A 17049-nucleotide genomic window follows, 5' to 3' on the forward strand; every position below is an offset into this window, starting at 1 on the left:
GAGGTTCGGGAACGTGGCGCAACGACGGTGCTCGATCATCTCGATGCGCTGAGCGCCGTCGGCCTACGCTGCCTGGTCAAAGGGCTGCTCGTGCAGCCCTTTGACCTGATCGAACGGCCCGCTACGTGCCGGCGGGCCCTCCCTTTTCCAGCATTGCCTGTCGTGCTGTTTGCCGTCTCCATCATGCTGCGGCAGTTCTGCTCTCTTCGCCCCCGTCACCAATGCTTTCTTGCAATGGGGTGACGCAGCTATGGGCGAACCTTACGGCGCCGACGCTCTCTTGCCTCAATGCTTGGCGGCGAGCTTCATTTCGGCAGCCCTGCCGTCTCAGATGGATCCTCATCGATCGGATTCGTAACCAAGCCGACGCGACCTGGCCGCGCCTGTCGAGGTTCCCCAGCGACCAACGCAGTGGGAGGATCGACCCTGCAGACCAAATGAACACGAGACACGCGTCACATCACTTCCGATCCACCAATCGGCCGATATGCTCTAGAGACGTCAGTTTGTTCATCAGGCCAGCCTTGGAAAGCCTGGGTGCATGGTCGAGACGCGGCCCATGTTGCGGTAGCTGGGGTGAGAGCGCGTTGGCGTTGGCACCAAGCGTTTCGTCAAGCGTTCGGGCAATGCCGTCGGCGCCAAGCAGAAGCATAGGCAGTCGGTAGGCCTCGGCCCAGGCACGCCAGTCGGCGGCAACAAGTTCGAGGTCGTCGGACACCAGCAGCGGCACCGTCAGCATCGGATCATTGTGCAGAAGCTTGAGCTCCGCTGTGAATTTTTCATCCGGATCCTCCATCGCGCAGGCGGCCACGCCGCGGAAAACCTTGGCGGGAAGGGCAATGATTGCCGGCACGCTGCTTGCATCCTGCGTGCGGCGGACCACCACACCACGTTGGTTGAGGGTGAAGGTCACGTCGCCATAGTCGTCGTGCGTGGTATAGCTCACCGTCTCCGGCAGGCGCGATGGGTCGAGACGCCTGTTGCGGCCGGTCCAGGAACTCGTCTCCGGTTCAGTATGAGCCCGCTTACCATCGTCCATCATTGGCACCTGGAGAAAGAACGGGCCTAAGCAAAGCACGCAACCAATGACCCGAGTGAGCCCCAATCCTCTGCGGCGCCGCCGTTTTCGGCTTGCGTCCAGCAACAGCTGCGTGCCTTTGCAATCTCTACCCCCTTATTGAGGTCGAACCGTACCCGGCTCGAACTCTCAGGACATGTCCTACTGCCAAATAAAATAGCAGTGTACTGTGTATTAGCGATTACTAATTTATGTCAATTTTTTGGTACTTGGCAAAAAGGCCGGCTGAGCTATGCGATTCGACTACCGCGTGGATGAAAACGACGCTTGCTGGCCCCCAGCGCAGAAAAGAGCTTCGCGCCAGCGACATCTGCCTTCCTGAAGATCTAGCCTAAGGGGCGGCTGCCGCGGGATCGACTTTGATTTCTTCAAACCGTTGTCTGACCTATGAGGGAGGGGGCCTCCAACAAGCGCCCCCATTGTCTTGGGCCACGGTAATTATCAATCGCAGCGGAAAGCCCGCCTGGGCGGCGAGCTTTCCTGCCGGCCGGAGGCCAGGAGAGTGAGGTCGAAGCCCCACCGCTGGTTCCGCAGCCCCATTCCCAGGCGTCAACGGCGAGAGATCATGAGGCACAGCTGACGCAGGTCGCCGTCATAGGTGTCTTGGCTGTTCAGCACATCGACACAACGCTTCTTCATCCTCGTCAGTTGAACTTCGACATATCCGCCACAACGGCCGGCATCTTACCCGGAATGCGGGTTGCTCCTGGGGTGCTTAGCGTGCCCGGGACCGTTCCGACCACCAGCGTTGAGACCGGTACCCACTCCCAACCTGCACCGACGCCGGCTGTTCCACCGACATTGGCGCCAAGCCCAGCCGGCTCCGGCATTTACGCCACCCGAGCCGTCCACAGAGGCGCCAAGGCCGGCGTTGCTAATGCCTTGAGTTGCTTAACGGAGATTACCGTCGTTCGTCGTGGTTCTCATCTGTTTAAGAATGTAGAAAAGATTTTCTTAAAAGTTTCCAAGTTACTCATTTTTGTTCTCGTAATTGTCCATCGAAAGCTAATTCCTAATTTAGCATTCCGTGTTTGTTCTTATTGCAACTAGCCTAGGTAGGGGCCGCGTTGGGAAGCCGTTTCTTCCAAACAACGAGAGAGCCCTATGCCAGTCTGATTACGTCAGCGAGCATCTCGGTCATTCCGGCCGATATGGCCGCCGGCCAAAGCGGACATTACTGGTGCCGATGCTGAGGTCGCGGTTGCGCCGGATGCGGTAGTCGACGCTCAGTAACCATGTGCTTGACGGTCCGCTGCTGTAGCGGCTGTCAGCGCGCTTCGAGATGATGCCTTCGAGTCCCATCCTCCCGGCGGAGCGGAAGATCGCAAGCGCACTGCCCTCGAAATGCTCGCTGTATTGGATCTTGCCGAGCCCAGGCTCAACCAGTTGCCACAGCGCCTCCTTGCGCCGCAGCAGCGGAAAGGCGGCTAGATCGCGGCCGTCGAGATGGAGGATATCGAACGCGACGAACACCAGCCGGCTCGGCTCGTTCCAGATCGCGCTTTCGAGCACAGGGCGATCGGGATCTCCCTGCTCGCCTGGCACAATGACCTCACCGTCGAGAATGGCAGTCCGGCACGGTAGATCGACGGCCAGTGCGATGGGCCAGTATTTCCTGGTCCAGTCACGGCCGTTTTTGCTGTAAAGGCGGACGCCGTCATTATCGATGACGATCTGCGTTCGATAGCCGTCGAGATTGGTCTCGTGGACCCATCCATCATCCGCAGGCGGCAGCTCTACCCGAGTCGGGATCTGCGGCGGAATAAACTCCAGCCGGCCGCCATTGACCTTGGCACGCTTGCTCAATGGCGCCACCTTTGATCGCGCAGCGGCGGCCGACCGGCACAGGCAGCACGACATCGACCCAACATGATGCCTGCCACCTGTACCGAGCCCCCCGAGCCGCTGCGAATATCTGCGCACAAGGCCGATTTGTCGTTAGCTTTGCATCCTAATACTTGTCCTGGCGTACATATCTCGCTCGGTGCGGGGGCTCTTACACCGTTCCCGACCGGCTTAATGCTGTCGGGATTGCCGCCAGCCTGCGTAGCTCTTGCCTAGAGCCGTTCGTCATTTCACGGAAACGCACACCGCTCTCACTCTTTGATTTCGATCCAATCGGGGCGAAACCGTTTGATGCTTCTCCTGGATTGCGATTTTCGGACAAACTTGGTCAGTCCATCAAAAGCACCACAGCAGGGTGCAGCTTCTTCAGATTAGGCAATGATTTTGACTGCCAGGGTATGTCGGGCGTTCCACGCACGACAAGTCGAACATCGGGATGCTTGCGCACCTCGATGGTAAATTTCGCCAGCAGGTTGATGCCGGAAGAGTTAAGGAAGTGAAGGTCCTTCAGATTGAGCGTAATAGAGGCGGGATTCGAGGCAAGAACACTCGCCGCCAACGCCGCGATAGGCGCACCAGCGTCGGAACTGGCAAGTCGCATTGCGCCATAAAAGAAAATCTCGCTTTCTTCAGTCCACACGCGGTAGTCGTCTGTCTTGATTTCCATAGCTTGGCATCGTTTCATTTGGTTGTGGGTTGCGAGATCGGAATGGAGGCGTATGTCTCCACGCAAATCCGATCGGTTTCGTCGGTGGCGCTGAATATCCAAGCCAGGCGCGCGCCGTAGTCGCTCATCAACGTCAGCAATCCTAGTCCGGAGCCTCCCACGTCTGGGTTGGCGGCATTGGCTTCGATTCGCTGTATTAGCAGGTCCATAGGGTCGCCAACCGTGATGTCCGCCAGGAGGCTTTGGAACTCAGACGCATCTTCACCACCGACGTCATTCGACACCTTGAGCTTGAAGCACTCCGAATCCATCGACGCCTCGATCACGATCTCACCCGGTGCGCGAAATTTGACGGCATTTTCGATGAGTTCGTTGACCAGATATCCAATGCTGTGCCGCACTTCCATGTAGTCATTGCGGGAGGACCGGAAGCGCAACGCGAAAAGATCGGCGATGAAGTCTGAGGTCGTGGCACAATGACGCCAACCTAAGTCGAGAGGCCCGTCGAACAGCCGCACGCGACTTATGCTCTCCTTCATCCCGATCGCAATATCAGGGGTCCCGAACAGCGTTGTCATGGCTATGTATGCCTTATGATCACGAGGGTGATGTCGTCGTGGATCTTCTGGATCCCGATATGGGCCATCAGATCGTCGATGATGCCGCACTTGATTTCCTCGGCGCTGCTGCCGTGACGCTTTTGCGCACTTCGGCACAGGCGCTCGAACCCGAACAGAGTTTTGTCCTGATCCTCAGCCTCGGTCACACCGTCGGTGTGGAGTACGATCACGTCGCCGCTCCCGAACAGGATGTCACGCGTGGCAATGAACTTCGAGATGTCGTTCTCCAGGCCAACCGGCAGACCCAGATCAATCGTATCGATACGTTCGACTGCCCCATCCGCACGCACGACGAGAACGTCCTCATGCTGGCCGGATAGCGTTACCCGCTCATCCTCGAAGTCAAGGAAGGCCAGCGAGAGATGCTTGCCGCTGTTCGTCCGCTCGATGTTCTTGTAGATGGCCCTGTTCAATCGATCGAGAAACTGGTGCGGATCCCCCTCGTCGGTCTCCTGCAACGCGCGTGCAACGGATTGGACCATTAGCATCAGCACGCCACTCTCGAGACCATGACCGGTCACGTCGCCGATGCCGATCTTGACCCGTGGCCCATTCTGCAGGACGTCGTAATAGTCGCCGCCGACCTCGTCGGCTGGCCGCATGTAAGCTGCGATCTCCAGCCCCGGAATGGCCTCGAGTTCGATTTGCTTCGGCAGGACCATCATCTGGATCTGCCTGGCGACCGCCAGTTCGGCACCAAGGCGGACGTTCTCGTCCTGGAGCTTTTCGTTGAGTGCGGAAATCTCCTGATTTGCGTCCCCGAGTTCCCTGGTTCGTTCATCGACGAGTTGCTCGAGGTTTTCAGTGTGAAAGCTGATCTGCTCGGCCATCCGGTTGAAGGCGATGCCTGCCGCTCCAACCTCGTCGCGCGTTGGAATGTTCACGCGGACTGAATAGTCTTTGGACTGGAGCCGCTGGGCAGCGCTGGCAAGTGCTCTGAGCCCCGCAGTGATTCGCTTCGAAATTCCGAGCACAGCGGCAAAAACAATCAGAAGCGAAACGGCGATCGCGGCGATCTGGAAGAGCAGTATACGGTTGGTCGCGCGGGAAATACTCTTCTGCGCGGCGAACAGGGAGGCATAGATCTCCCGTTCGGGAACGACGATCCCGACCGACATCATTTCGGACTTGATCGGTCCCGAACTCCACAGATTGGTCGGCTTCAATCTTTTGAGAACAACGATGTAGGGTACGCGTTCGCCCTTGTCATCGAGCATGATATGCTGAATGACACCGTCATTGTTCTGGTCGAGAGGCAGCGACGCGATAGCTGGCTGCGTGCTTCCCCGCAGGGATCTTTCCAGGCCGGTGACGCCCTGGGTGCCCGCATCGCTCGATGACGTCAGGCCGATGATCGCCTGACCCGACGGATTGATCGCCACCACGTTGCCGGTCGACATCGTGAGGAAGCCGAACCCGGTTCCAGCGATCTTCACACGTTCGACGACTTCCGCGAGTTGATCGAGAGTGATGTCCGCTCCCGCCGTACCGGCGATGCCGGTGCGATCGCGCGTCCACAACGGGTGGAAAAAGCTGACGATCAGCTTTCCCGTGATTGCATCGGTGTAAGGCGCTGTCTGGGTGATATCGTCAGCAACCGGACGCGAGGCCGAATCCCTGGCCCACTGCTGCCATGATCCATAGATTCCGGGAAAGAAAAACTCCCAGAACTCCGCCTTGTTGTGCCCTGGATAAAGCCGGTCGAAGGTCTGTGCCTGGTCCGTATACGGTACCGTCCTGAAGATCGGCCGTTCTTTTGGACCAATATAGTACATCTGCAGTTTGGACGCCCCGCTGGCCATGAGCGTTGGCGCAACGAGATCCAACACGGTGCTGTCTTCTATTTCCCGTTGAACGCCTGGCAGCGGACTGTGGTCGGCGCCCAGCAGGTAGCCCCAGACGCTGACCACGGAAGGCGCGCCCGGCAGGTTCTGCGCCCAATCGCCCCGCGCATCGTAGACTACCTTCGCGGAGCCGGGCGCCTCCTGCGAAAGCGTGGCTCCGACCTGTTGCTGCCTGCCTGGATCGTCGATTTGAGCCTGTAGCACGCCCGCCAGGGCCTTGACGTCGCCATGGACTCGATCGAGCAGCAGGTCGACGCTCAGCGCTGTCGATTCGGCATAGGAACGAATGTATTCCTGATTTGCGGTCGTCAGGCCCTCGCCGACTTCCGACGTGGCATCGCGCGAAAGCTTTTGAACGTTCCAAAGCGCCAGCCCACCGCTCAAAAGGAGGTCGAACAGTACGGCGCCACAACGACCAATACGAATTTCGCTCGAAAGGAGCGCAGGCCGAAGCGCGGTGTACGCTCATCGTCTGCTTTCATTGGGGCCGTCGCCCCGATGCGACCCAGATCGGCCAGCCCGCATAACCCTTGGGGTGGAGCGCGGCGAAAATGTGGTCCTCGAAGCCCTGCCGGAACCGTGCGACGAACTCCGGTCCATCGCCGCGCTTGGTCGCCATCTCGCCCGCATAGACATCCGACCAGGCCGCAATGACGTCGGCGAAGTCCTGCGGATCGCCGTCCAGGTTAGTGACCATGAAGGTCTCCACACGGATGTCTTCGAATCCGGCTTCTACCAGGTATCGCCGGCTCTTGGGCCCAAGCTCGACGTCCATCTCGAAATGCCCGAAGAGCTTCGCCACCTCGTTGTAGGTCCAGCGAATGCTTTCGGCGCGGGGCTCGCCGAGGCAATGCGAATTCTTCTCGTTGGTGATGTAGACCCGCCCGCCTGGCTTGCATATGCGGTAGAGCTCCTTGAGAATGAGTTCAGGTCGATTGAAGATTTGCAGGGAATGTCGGCAGGTGACCAAGTCGAACTGCCCTTCATCGAGCAGCATCTCCGACGCATCACCATAGGTATACTCGATGCCCCGGATGTCGAACTCCCGCATCACGCGTCGAGCATAGTTCAGGCTTGACATGGAGTGATCGAGGGCGACGATCCGCGATGGCTGGAACTCCTTCTGCGCGAGCACGGCGAAATCACCGATCCCACAACAAATGTCAGCCATAACGATCCCGGGCCTCATGCCGTGTCGCGGCAAGATTGCGCGCTCGTGGCGCCATGTCATCTTTGTCTGAGTGCGCAGGATCGGTACGAACCCGCCTTCCTCAAGGAAGCCCTGCCCCGGATAGAATTCGGTGTCATACTCCTCGACCGTGATATTCGGTTCTATGCCGCTCAAGCGACCAAATTTTCGCGAGGTCCATCCGACGACGCTTGACGTGATGACGACGAATTTGAGATCGGGTCGAGCGCGACAAGCGTCGATGATGATCCTCGAAAAGGTGTGAAACGCAGCATTGTTCATCTGCGTTAGGCGCCTGACATTGACGTAGAGAACGCCGCGCACGCGGCCGATCGCATCGCGAAGCAACGCTATGCTGGGCCCAAGCTCATCAATCGCCTGAGGCCGGACCACTCCCGATATGCAAAACTCCTGGCTATTGGCGTCGTATTGCACCTTGAAGCGCGGGAGAAGGTCGTAAGGGCTCAATTTTGCAAGCCCTCCAGGGAAAGATCCACGACAAGCTTGATTGCATCGCCCTCGGCTTCCTCGATCCAGAATGTCGCGTTGTAGTCGACAGCCAGTTCCAGAAGTACAACGTCACGGCTGGGCGCGAGATCCCCAGACACCGAATTGAGGTATCGCTCTGTGGCCTCTATCCCTGCGAGTTGGGACACGGCTTCTTCGTAGAATTGCCGCTCCTCAGGCACGCAAGGAAATGTCAACTCGATTCTATCCGTTCCACCATGGCGAGACACCCTGCATGCCAGTTCGCCGTCGGCATGGCGCGTGCGAAAGGCGACTTCCAGCAATTCATTGAAGGCAGAGGAAAAGAGATTTGAGTGATGGACCGAGTCTGACCTGTTTTGGCTGATCATCCGCGCCATGTATGTCGAGACATAGTCGCAATGTTTCCAAGCGGAGACAAAAGCTTTGATTTCCATATCGATCTGGATCATCGGTGCAAAGGTCGGCTCGCCAGCCAGGTGATGATGAACGGTTCCCATTGGCTTCCTCACTTGCTCCATCATTATTGAATCCTCCCGGGGGGATGGCCTCCGCGAGACAAGGTTCGCCGCGCCCCCGATGAGTCAGTCTCGCACCGACCCGAAGAATTGCGCGGTATCTGCCTTGATCGTTCTGCAAATCTCCACTTCACCGTAAACAAAGGGTGTGAGGCGCTAGAGCGCCCGATTTGATCGCTCCATCGCCCGTACCACCCTCAGCGGGGACCGCCTGATGAAATCGCTGACCGCCTCGACGCCAAGTGGCCGCCCCAGGAAATTTCCTTGCAGACAATCGCAATTTTCCTTGATCAGCCACCTTGCCTGTGCCGACGTCTCGACCCCCTCCGCAGTGACATTTATCCCCAGGCCGTGTGCCAGATTCATGATTGATCGCACGATGGTTTGGCTTTTGAGATCGGTATCCAGGTCCGCGATAAAGTACTGATCGATCTTCAATGTATCGAACGGAAAGTTCTTGAGGTAGCTTAGTGATGAGTAGTACGTTCCAAAATCGTCGAGGGAAATTCGTATTCCCAAAACGTTCAGAGTATTCAGTGTGTCGATATTGTCGATCGTCTGCTCAAGCAGGACCGTCTCAGTTATCTCAAGTTCAAGTCTGTCGGCGTCGATTCCGACTGCGTCGATGATCTGAGCGACGGTGTCCGTCAGCGAACCGCTAAGGAACTGAGCTGGTGACAGGTTGACTGCGACTGTCAGCGAGGAAGGCCACCTCATTGCCTGGCGACAGGCTTCCTCGAGCACCCATCGTCCAATGTCGTCCATCAGACCGTCGGCTTCGGCAATCGGTATGAACACGTTGGGCGGAATGATTCCGACCTCGGGGTGCCGCCACCGCAGCAGCGCTTCGAAACCGATCACTGAGGAAGGAGGCCGAATGAGCGGCTGATACTCCAGATAAAGCTCGCCCCGCGCCAGCGCGGTTCGAAGGCTGCGTCTCAGATTCTCGCGTTGCTCGAGCAAGAGCAGCATCGAGCGGTTGAAAGTTCGAGCGCAGCCGCGTCCGTCTGTCTTGGCCGCGTAAAGAGCAATGTCGGCGGCTTTCATCAACTGTTCGCCATCGGTCCCGTGCTCCGGCCCGAAAGCAATTCCGATGCTCGAGCCGACGAAGACGGGAATGCCGTTGATGACGAACGGGTTCTTGAAAGCGTCGACCAGCGATCCGGCGAGGCGCTCAGCCTCTGCGGGCTGCTCCTTTCCCAATTGGATGACAGCGAACTCATCGCCGGCATACCGGTATGCGGATTCGCCGTCCTGTAACGCGTCGCGGATACGACCCGCCGCGAGTTGAAGAAGAGTGTCGCCTGCGCCATGGCCGAGCGTGTCATTGACCGCTTTGAAATCGTCAAGGTCGATTTGCAGAAGGGCGGTTTTCGGCTTTGATCCGCCGAGGGCGGCCATTGCCCGCTGCAGCCGATCGCCGAATCGCCGGCGATTTTGCAGTCCGGTCAGCACGTCGTGTGTCGCTTGATGGAGCAGAATTACATGCTCTTGCTCCTCTACCACGCTCCGCCCATCGCGCTCCCTTGATTCGATGATTCCCACCCCATTTGCAGTGGCGAAGACGAAAGCGGACCGCGGCGATTCATCCGGTGATGGTGGCAGATCAATGCTTGCCGGTGAGCCGCCATGGAACACACGAAGAAATTCGTCACGATATTTCGCATCGAGGAAGCTCGGGTAGATCTCCCAAACGGCGGCACCCGGCACCACCGCACCTCCGTACACGCCTTTGAGTTTGGCTGCGTAGTGCGTCAGACAGAAATCGCGATCATAAAACGACAAAATTTCGGTCGTGTACGCCAAAAGGTCAGCGAACAGCGGTTCGCCGGGACGTGGTGCATCGCCTGAGGAAGGCCCCTCACTCTCCGTGCCGACCCCTGTTGCCTCCGGGTACAATAGCCACCTCCATAGGCGGTAAGAATGTGCTTCCCCAGTCCAGAAATAGCATAGCTGTCAAGCTTCGCAAACATTCAACTCGCAATCTCAACAACAATCGCGTGCCGCGTATTTGCAATGCATGCTCCCCGTGATTGGCGGCGATAACAATGAACAGTTGGTTAATAAACCGGAATCGGCTATATGACTGATAGCGCGGTGGATGGGACACGAAATATTCTGGTTCATGTGGCAGCGTGATCTTTGCCGCCCCTGTGACCCGCCCGCATCAACATTCCGATCGGTAATCAGCTTCCGAGCGCCTTTAGCCAGCCTTCAAAGGAAGGGGCCTCGTCGTGTCCGCCAGGCGAAACGGGGTGGGCAGGGCGCGGCAACACCACGGCACTGCGGCCTTCGCGGGGGCTGTAACCGAATTCCTTGCTGAATGCTCGGCTGAAATTAGCCGCTGAACTGAACCCGAAGGCTTCCGCAATTTCAACAATGCGCCGACCGTCCGCCGGATCGCTGAGCGCGACATGGGATGCCAGAAGGCGACGGCTTTGTATGTAATGGATAACCCCACCGCTTGGTTCGAACAATTGATAGAGACGAGAGCGCGAGACGCCGAGCGCCCGGCACATTGAATCCGGTGTCAGATGAGCAGCGTCCAAATTGTGTTGGACGTGTCGACGCGCTCGCTCCATCAGCGCAACACTCGTCAATTGTTCGGCGACCGCGGCATGTTCCGTCGGAGGCGCGAGGCAGGCAATGACCATGCTGCGCGTCGCGTGAACGATGCGGGGCAGATCTTCAGCCGTCAGATAGCGCATTCTTGCTTCGATGCTGTTGAGGTAGTCGACCAGGAGGTTGGCAAAGTTGCCGGACAGAATTGAATTGTTCTTTGCGTCGAGGGTTGACGCCGCGTCCGAGAACAAGTCACGCGGAAGGTAGAGGAAGAGACTTTCCGAGCCCGTTACTCTCCCGCGAAACGGATAGCCAAGCGATCTGATCTCCAATTTGCCCGGCTGGTTTTCCGCAACGCGGCGATCGACCTCCGTCCACGACCGGCCGGTGCGAGGCAAGACAATATACCAGTGATCGATGGAACTGGATCGGAGCTTCGCGGCGGAGCGCACGTAGCTGTGTGCCGCCGCGCGCTGTTGAACAATCAGCATGCCACCGAGATTCCAAGTCGTGTGGTCGGCGGGAAAGCCATCGTTCAGCGATTTGTCATCCGGCAATCTGACTTCGACAAGCGGCGCTATATGCGCTTGCCAAGCGGCGAATTGATCCGCTGGCGCCAGTTCGAGCGTTGAAAAGAGCAGGGGTTCGAACGCCGGCGCGAGCGATGGCGCATCCTCTTGGTGGACTTGGCCTGCGCGCGGCCAACGACGCCGATCACTGTCCCGCGGCTGCCCCGCAGAGGGCTCGTCTTGCCTCTTAGTGTCCATCGCGTGGTGCCATATCCGAATCGGGTATGCCCCATGCCCCTCTCAATCATGTGGTGTACTTCAGGCATCTGGCAAGACTGGTGAACTCGAGTCGACCGAAACGGCGATCACGCTGGATTACGGCAAGAAATGCATCCCGAGATAAGTTTCTGGATGCGAAGCCAACGACACTCTTCGACCTGAGGGTATAGAAACGAGCATCGTGGGATACTGGTTGAGGAGACCACCGAAATGACCACAAAACTCGATAGCGAAGCTCGTCGCAGGATAATTCTTGACGGATATGATAACAACGAGCCGTTGAAAAATATTGCGGCAAAGATCGGATGCTCGCTGGCGAGCTTAAAAGTCACCGCCAGTAAGCTCGGTTGCACTAGAACGCCAAAGGAAGCAGCCGAATTTCGGCGTGGTTTCCAAATCCCTGAAAACAAACTGCAAGATTACTACAGACTCATGATCGCTGGACAATATAAATCCCGAGAGTGCGCGATCATTCTAGGTTTGATAATAGAGCAGTCATCAGTCAGTAAGTAAACGAATTTCATCGCACTGCGGGCGATGTCGCACTTAGACAGCCATCGCTTTAGCGGTTCATCAGCAAAAAAGCCCGCCGAAAGAACGGGTAGCGGGCTCTGAAAGGTTCGCCCAGATGCTGCGTCGGGATTTGTATCGCACCTGCCTCAGCCCTCATGATCTGACTGTTTGCGAACGTGTGTTCGAACGGATCTGCGCGGATGAACATCTCGACCCTTTGGACCCGGACGCCGAAATCTTGGCGGTGATGATTGTGGCCGTGTTTAGAAATGTTCACACCAGGGAATGCGAATTGCTTGAGGCGGTCAGGTCTCGGCGGCAAAAGGCTGTAGGAATCGGGCATTAGTATATGCCGCCCAAAAGGTAGGCCAGAAATTTATAAGGGGATGCATAAACGCGATTAGGCGCGCCGCATGAATCCATTCAGTCGCAACGCACTGTCGCCACGTCACGGAACTTGAACCCCGGCGCTGCCACGAGTTCATGGGTGGTTCCAATCTGCGTTGGTTGAGATTTGCTTGGTGCAAAAGGACCTATCGGCCGTAATGTCGGCTGGCCTGTTTGGGCCAGCTAGCGCGTTCAACCCACTGCTTAAATGTCTGCCCAGTGCTTTTTGGACGCCAGAAGCCGCGTGTCCGCTGCCGGCCCCATTGCTGCAGGGGGGCGATGCGCCTCATCCCAGCCGTTCAGACGACATCTGCGAGTTCCTTAGAGCGGACGGTCAACTAGGCGGGACATTACGACGGCATCGGGGTAGTTTGTCACAGGGCTCCCGCAGGCGAAGGAGCATCAGGACGTATCCTAGGGTCATCAACTGCTTCGTCGAAGGTGTCGCTCCAGCGCAGGGACGCTGGAGCGAAGGGCCCTCGATGGACGGCAAGGGCGAATTCTCCATGGTTCCCGGCGCGCCGATGGGCGAGGAGCCAATGCTCTCGCCGCCCCGGCCAAGCTCCGGTGCCCTAAGTGATCAGATGTTCGACAGGAAGGCAGCCGAATAGGCAAAACCCGCAGGCGGAAGCCGGCGGCGAAAGCCACCGCGTCCGCTTTGCGCCGTTTGTATTCGAGCGTGGGGCCCTCCATCACGACGCGTCAGGCTGAAGGAGCCTGGCGCAGACATCGCGAATGAGCCGCGGCAGGACGTTGAACGAATAGCCGACATGCAGCCGCTCGAGCGGCGTGTGATAATCGCGTCCCCATGGACCAATGTTGATGGTCGGTATGTTGGCCAGTGCTCGCTTCGGAGGCCAGCGCACGGCGTCTTTCCATGCCGGCGTGTTGCGGGCGACAATGTCGAGGGAGGAGTCGTCCGCTTCGCCAAAGAAGCTCATGTCCGAGATCCCGGCGAAATAGTCCGCGCAGGTGACCACATCGCCATAGCGTGCCGCTGCCTCATTGGCGACGTCGATTGCAGCCGCTCGCAGCCTGACGGCTGCCGGCTGCGCGGAAAGGTTCGTCGGCAGATAGGGTATTGATCCGAAGCCTGTCACTATGGCTGGCCCGGCCAAGCGGCTGAGCTCCCAGGCCTGCTCGGTCAGCAATCGGCACTTCTCAGGTAGTGGCTGGTCGCCGGCGGCGATCGAGGCAGAAACACCTTCGAACCGCGTCCGCTCCGACTGGTCGATACGCGCCAGCAAAGTCTCATACCGGTGGACCGGGATCAATTGCACCATCTCCAGCAGACCTGTTTCGTGCTGCGCAGAGACGCGGTGCCGGAACTCCCGTAACAGGTTCGAAGCCGCTTCAGCACATAGGCTATCGAACCGGTCGAGCACCTCATCGGGCGTCCGGCGATAACTCAGCACATTGAAAGTGGCATGGGCGGTCCCCGGTGTCGTAACGTCGTATCGGGTCTTCCCGTCCGCAATCCCGAGCAGGCTGGGCGGCGTGCCGGGTGCGGTTCCGCACGCGTCGGTGAGCTCGGGTGCCCATTCGACGCGGGCAGCGATCGCGGCGGCGATCGCCCCCGCATTGAGCCCATTCAAGGGAAAGCCGCTATGTGTGGGGACGCCAACCACCCAGGCGGCCGGAAGCAGCTTGCCGACAGTTCCCAGCGCGATGACGCGACCCTTGCTGCCGTCGCCATCATCGGCGATAGCATCAAGATTAATCACCGCAAGCAAGTCGAGATCGCGCTCCTCGCAGAGTCCAGGCAGGATCTGTGCCGCCTTACGGGCGCCGGCGGAATTGTTCTCCTCGTCCGGCACCGCGATAAAGAGCAGATTTCCAACCGGCTTTGCGCTTTCGGCAAATTCGGCGCATACCGCCAGCCCNGCTGCCAGGCCAGCTTTCATGTCGAGAAGGCCGCGTCCGGCAACGAATTCGCCGCCCGCGAAATCCTCGTGCGCCAGGACGGCGGCTGGCGCCTTGGCGAGGACGAGGGAATCGCGCAATGCCTTTGTCAGGGCGTCGGGCCGAGTGGCCAGATGCTCCAGCTGTCCGTAGTCGCTTGTCCCGACGGTGTCGTAGTGACCGGTCAAGAGCACGGTCGAGCGAGCGGAGCCGCGCAGAAGCATCGCCACGCAGTGACGGCCGTCCTGAGGTTTGACTTCGATCGTCCAGACCTCGGCGTCCTGAAATGCCGCTTGCTCTCGGAGGTGCGCCGCCAACCATGGGCCGAAGGCAGCCTCGCCGTCAGTGCCGGTGATGCTTTTCTGCTCGGTCAGTCCGATCGCCCACCGCTGCGCGCGGCTGGACAGTGTCTCGATAGGAGCGTGGGTCATTGCGGTCCTGGCATTCGCGTGGGCACGGTGGACCCTAACTTGGTCAAGCGATCTCTCTCAAGCGCACTTTGACGCTGGATTGGCTCGGAAAGGCATTCTTTCTCACAAGGAACTTTCGGCCAACTCTCCCCGCGTTGCTCTTGGATCCCAAAAAGCTGTTGGCCGACGGAACATCGCAGGTTCCATGAAGTTGGGGCAGTACGGAGGAACGTGCCATGAACAGTGTCATCTATCTTATCGGCCTCGTCGTTGTCGTGCTCGCGGTCCTCTCCTTCCTCGGTTTTCACTAGGTGATCCATGCAACGTAATGACGGCCAGGGCCGTAACCCCGCTGATTTCGACAAGGCGACAAGTGACGTTTCCGACAGGCTTGCCCGGGAAAAAGAGCGCGCGAGCGAGTTGCTTCACGATGCCCGCGACGAACTGACCCGCAAGGCTGGCGACTACGCGACAGAAGCCACGCAGGTTGTTTCGGACAAGGCGCAGGAGACGCAGCGCGACATTGCATCGAGCTTGGCGGCGTTGGGCGGCGCGCTACGCGCGGCCAGCGATCACCTGGCCAACAATGATGAAAGGACTGCATCGAAATTTGCCTTGGAAGCCGCTGGCGGCCTGGAGCGGCTTTCCTCCTCGTTGAAACAAAAACCGTTCAGCCAGGTGCTTGAGGATGTGCAGTCCTTCGGCCGGCAAAACCCCGGTGCCCTGCTCGCTGGCTCCGTATTGGCTGGATTGGCGCTTGGACGGTTCATCAAAGCCTCCCCACCGACAAGCCCCGAAGCATCTCGGAGTGCCTCGGAAGACGCCAACTCGCAGACCGTTCGAGCTGCTGATTGGTCGGCTGACAGGCCCCGAGCATCCCGAGGCTATGGCAATGCCGATGACGACCTGACTACGCAGGATGCGGAGCAAGACAGATGAACACTCAGGACAATCCCAGCCTCGCGACGCTGGTGACCGACTTGGCTCAAAACGTCACCACGCTGGTGCAAACCGAAGCCAGGCTTCTGCGGGCGGAGCTCTCAGAAAAGCTTAACAAGACGGGAGCTGGCGCCGCCGAGGTGCTGGGCGGAGCAATCTGCCTGCTCGCGGCTCTGATCGTGCTGCTGCAAGCACTGGTCATCGCATTGACTCGGGCAGGGTTGGGCGCCGGGTGGTCCTCCCTGTTGGTCGGCGTGGTGGTAGCAATTCTTGGCGTCATCCTGCTGCGCACCGGGATGGCAAGCATGGCGCCTTCCGAACTTACTCCTGACCGGACGCAGGAACAGCTCAGGCGCGACGCGAATGTGATCAAGGGACAAGTGAGATGACCGAGAAATCCGCAGCCGAACTTGAACGCGAGGCGGAGGCCGCGCGCGCCAGGGTGGTGGAAACCGCCGAATCCATTCGAGGCAAGATGACACCGGGGCAATTGCTGGACGAATTCACCGGCATCTTCTCNGGGGGAGAAAGTTCGGCCATGCTCGACAATCTGAGAACACAGGTCAGGGACAATCCCTTGCCCGTGACGATGGTGGGCGCAGGTCTGGCTTGGCTGATGCTGGGCAGCGGTCCGTCGAACGGCAGCCGGAGCCGCCCGGCCGCGTATGCGGCGCCTACTCCCCCCAGCGGGCCTGACGAGGCGGAGGGCGGCGGCTTGGGCAGCACGCTCTCCGAAACCGCTGAATCGCTCTCATCGGCCGCAAGCAGCGTTGGAGCCACAATATCAGGAGCAGCACGGGGTGCCGCCGAAGGACTGGCGAGCAACGCTACCAGTGCAGGATCGACGGCTGGCGGGATGGCTGCGAAAGCCAACCGCTCGGCACAGGAGCTATTGAATGATCAGCCCTTGGCCGTTGCGGCGGTCGGTCTCGCCATCGGCGCCGCGATAGGCGCCATGCTGCCCCATACCGCGATCGAGGATGAGCAACTGGGCGGATATCGCGAGAAGGTTCGCCAGACCTCGGAGAGCATACTCGAGCAAGGCCTCGATCAGGCCAAGCAGGTTGCCGCAGACGCCTATGAGACGATCAAGCAGGAAGCTGGACGGCAGGACACACAAGCAGGCACGGTGGCCGACCAGATTGGTGAAATCGTCAAGTCTGCGGCTGACACGACAGAGCAGTCCGTACGCGAAAGGGTCTCTCGTCCTCCAGAGCAAAAATCCTAGGGCGTAGTGACGATTTAACGGGTTGGGATTCCCAAGGAAGGGCAAATCAGATTCAACGCTGATTTTTGGAGGT

At 58.9% G+C, this 17049-nt stretch carries 14 protein-coding genes and 2 pseudogenes; 6 read left to right on the plus strand and 10 right to left on the minus strand.

Annotated elements, in window-relative coordinates; genetic code table 11:
* Window positions 1–27: 27 nt before the first annotated feature.
* Window positions 28–243: a hypothetical protein gene (locus M653_RS1000000136800; RefSeq protein ID WP_156938221.1), complete on the plus strand. Its 216-nt coding sequence runs from the start codon at window positions 28–30 to the stop codon at window positions 241–243.
* 217 nt (window positions 244–460) lie between these two features.
* On the opposite strand, the gene M653_RS01000000132990 is transcribed toward M653_RS1000000136800, so the two are convergent.
* The 9 genes and pseudogenes from M653_RS01000000132990 to M653_RS0118770 form a co-directional block, all read right to left on the minus strand.
* On the minus strand, window positions 461–1039 hold the full coding sequence (locus M653_RS01000000132990; protein ID WP_245262224.1) for a DUF6101 family protein: 579 nt from the start codon (window positions 1037–1039) through the stop codon (window positions 461–463).
* Between the two features lie 1176 nt (window positions 1040–2215).
* Complete coding sequence (locus M653_RS01000000133000) at window positions 2216–2893, minus strand: DNA ligase (RefSeq protein ID WP_245262222.1); 678 nt, start codon at window positions 2891–2893, stop codon at window positions 2216–2218.
* A 358-nt stretch (window positions 2894–3251) separates the two neighbouring features.
* Window positions 3252–3590: a hypothetical protein gene (locus M653_RS1000000137355; RefSeq protein ID WP_027144707.1), complete on the minus strand. Its 339-nt coding sequence runs from the start codon at window positions 3588–3590 to the stop codon at window positions 3252–3254.
* A gap of 14 nt (window positions 3591–3604) precedes the next feature.
* Window positions 3605–4168, minus strand: coding sequence for an ATP-binding protein (locus M653_RS0118745; RefSeq protein ID WP_027144708.1), 564 nt, complete (start codon window positions 4166–4168; stop codon window positions 3605–3607).
* 2 nt (window positions 4169–4170) lie between these two features.
* Window positions 4171–6536 (minus strand): annotated as a pseudogene (locus M653_RS1000000134550) (SpoIIE family protein phosphatase).
* Window positions 6533–7711 carry a class I SAM-dependent methyltransferase gene (locus tag M653_RS0118755; protein ID WP_027144709.1) on the minus strand — a complete coding sequence of 393 codons (1179 nt, stop codon included), beginning with the start codon at window positions 7709–7711 and terminating at the stop codon, window positions 6533–6535. The pseudogene M653_RS1000000134550 and the gene M653_RS0118755 overlap by 4 nt, the downstream one beginning before the upstream one ends.
* A complete protein-coding gene (locus M653_RS0118760; protein ID WP_084636760.1) occupies window positions 7708–8250 on the minus strand; it encodes a ubiquinone biosynthesis methyltransferase UbiE in 543 nt (180 codons plus the stop codon). Before M653_RS0118760 ends, M653_RS0118755 begins: the two co-directional genes overlap by 4 nt.
* A gap of 153 nt (window positions 8251–8403) precedes the next feature.
* Window positions 8404–10053: a bifunctional diguanylate cyclase/phosphodiesterase gene (locus M653_RS0118765; RefSeq protein ID WP_032935570.1), complete on the minus strand. Its 1650-nt coding sequence runs from the start codon at window positions 10051–10053 to the stop codon at window positions 8404–8406.
* 380 nt (window positions 10054–10433) lie between these two features.
* Complete coding sequence (locus tag M653_RS0118770) at window positions 10434–11576, minus strand: helix-turn-helix domain-containing protein (RefSeq protein WP_027144712.1); 1143 nt, start codon at window positions 11574–11576, stop codon at window positions 10434–10436.
* A 231-nt stretch (window positions 11577–11807) separates the two neighbouring features.
* On the opposite strand from M653_RS0118770, the gene M653_RS1000000136810 reads away from it, so the two are divergent.
* A complete protein-coding gene (locus M653_RS1000000136810) occupies window positions 11808–12110 on the plus strand; it encodes a hypothetical protein (RefSeq protein WP_156938222.1) in 303 nt (100 codons plus the stop codon).
* Between the two features lie 845 nt (window positions 12111–12955).
* Window positions 12956–13108 (plus strand): annotated as a pseudogene (locus M653_RS1000000138245) (catalase); the annotation flags it as partial.
* A gap of 81 nt (window positions 13109–13189) precedes the next feature.
* On the opposite strand, the gene M653_RS0118780 reads toward M653_RS1000000138245, so the two are convergent.
* Window positions 13190–14830, minus strand: a complete 1641-nt coding sequence (locus tag M653_RS0118780) for a M20/M25/M40 family metallo-hydrolase (protein ID WP_027144714.1) — start codon at window positions 14828–14830, stop codon at window positions 13190–13192.
* 297 nt (window positions 14831–15127) lie between these two features.
* Here M653_RS0118780 and M653_RS0118785 point away from each other — a divergent pair, with 297 nt between their 5' ends.
* From M653_RS0118785 to M653_RS0118795, 3 genes are read left to right on the plus strand one after another with little or no spacing between them, the layout of a single operon-like run.
* Window positions 15128–15748, plus strand: coding sequence for a hypothetical protein (locus M653_RS0118785; RefSeq protein WP_027144715.1), 621 nt, complete (start codon window positions 15128–15130; stop codon window positions 15746–15748).
* Complete coding sequence (locus M653_RS0118790) at window positions 15745–16137, plus strand: phage holin family protein (RefSeq protein WP_027144716.1); 393 nt, start codon at window positions 15745–15747, stop codon at window positions 16135–16137. The genes M653_RS0118785 and M653_RS0118790 overlap by 4 nt, the downstream gene beginning before the upstream one ends.
* Window positions 16134–16976 carry a DUF3618 domain-containing protein gene (locus M653_RS0118795; RefSeq protein WP_027144717.1) on the plus strand — a complete coding sequence of 281 codons (843 nt, stop codon included), beginning with the start codon at window positions 16134–16136 and terminating at the stop codon, window positions 16974–16976. The genes M653_RS0118790 and M653_RS0118795 overlap by 4 nt, the downstream gene beginning before the upstream one ends.
* The last annotated feature ends 73 nt before the right edge of the window (window positions 16977–17049 follow it).

It is taken from the genome of Mesorhizobium sp. WSM3626 (assembly GCF_000513935.1).
Lineage (GTDB): Bacteria > Pseudomonadota > Alphaproteobacteria > Rhizobiales > Rhizobiaceae > Mesorhizobium > Mesorhizobium salmacidum.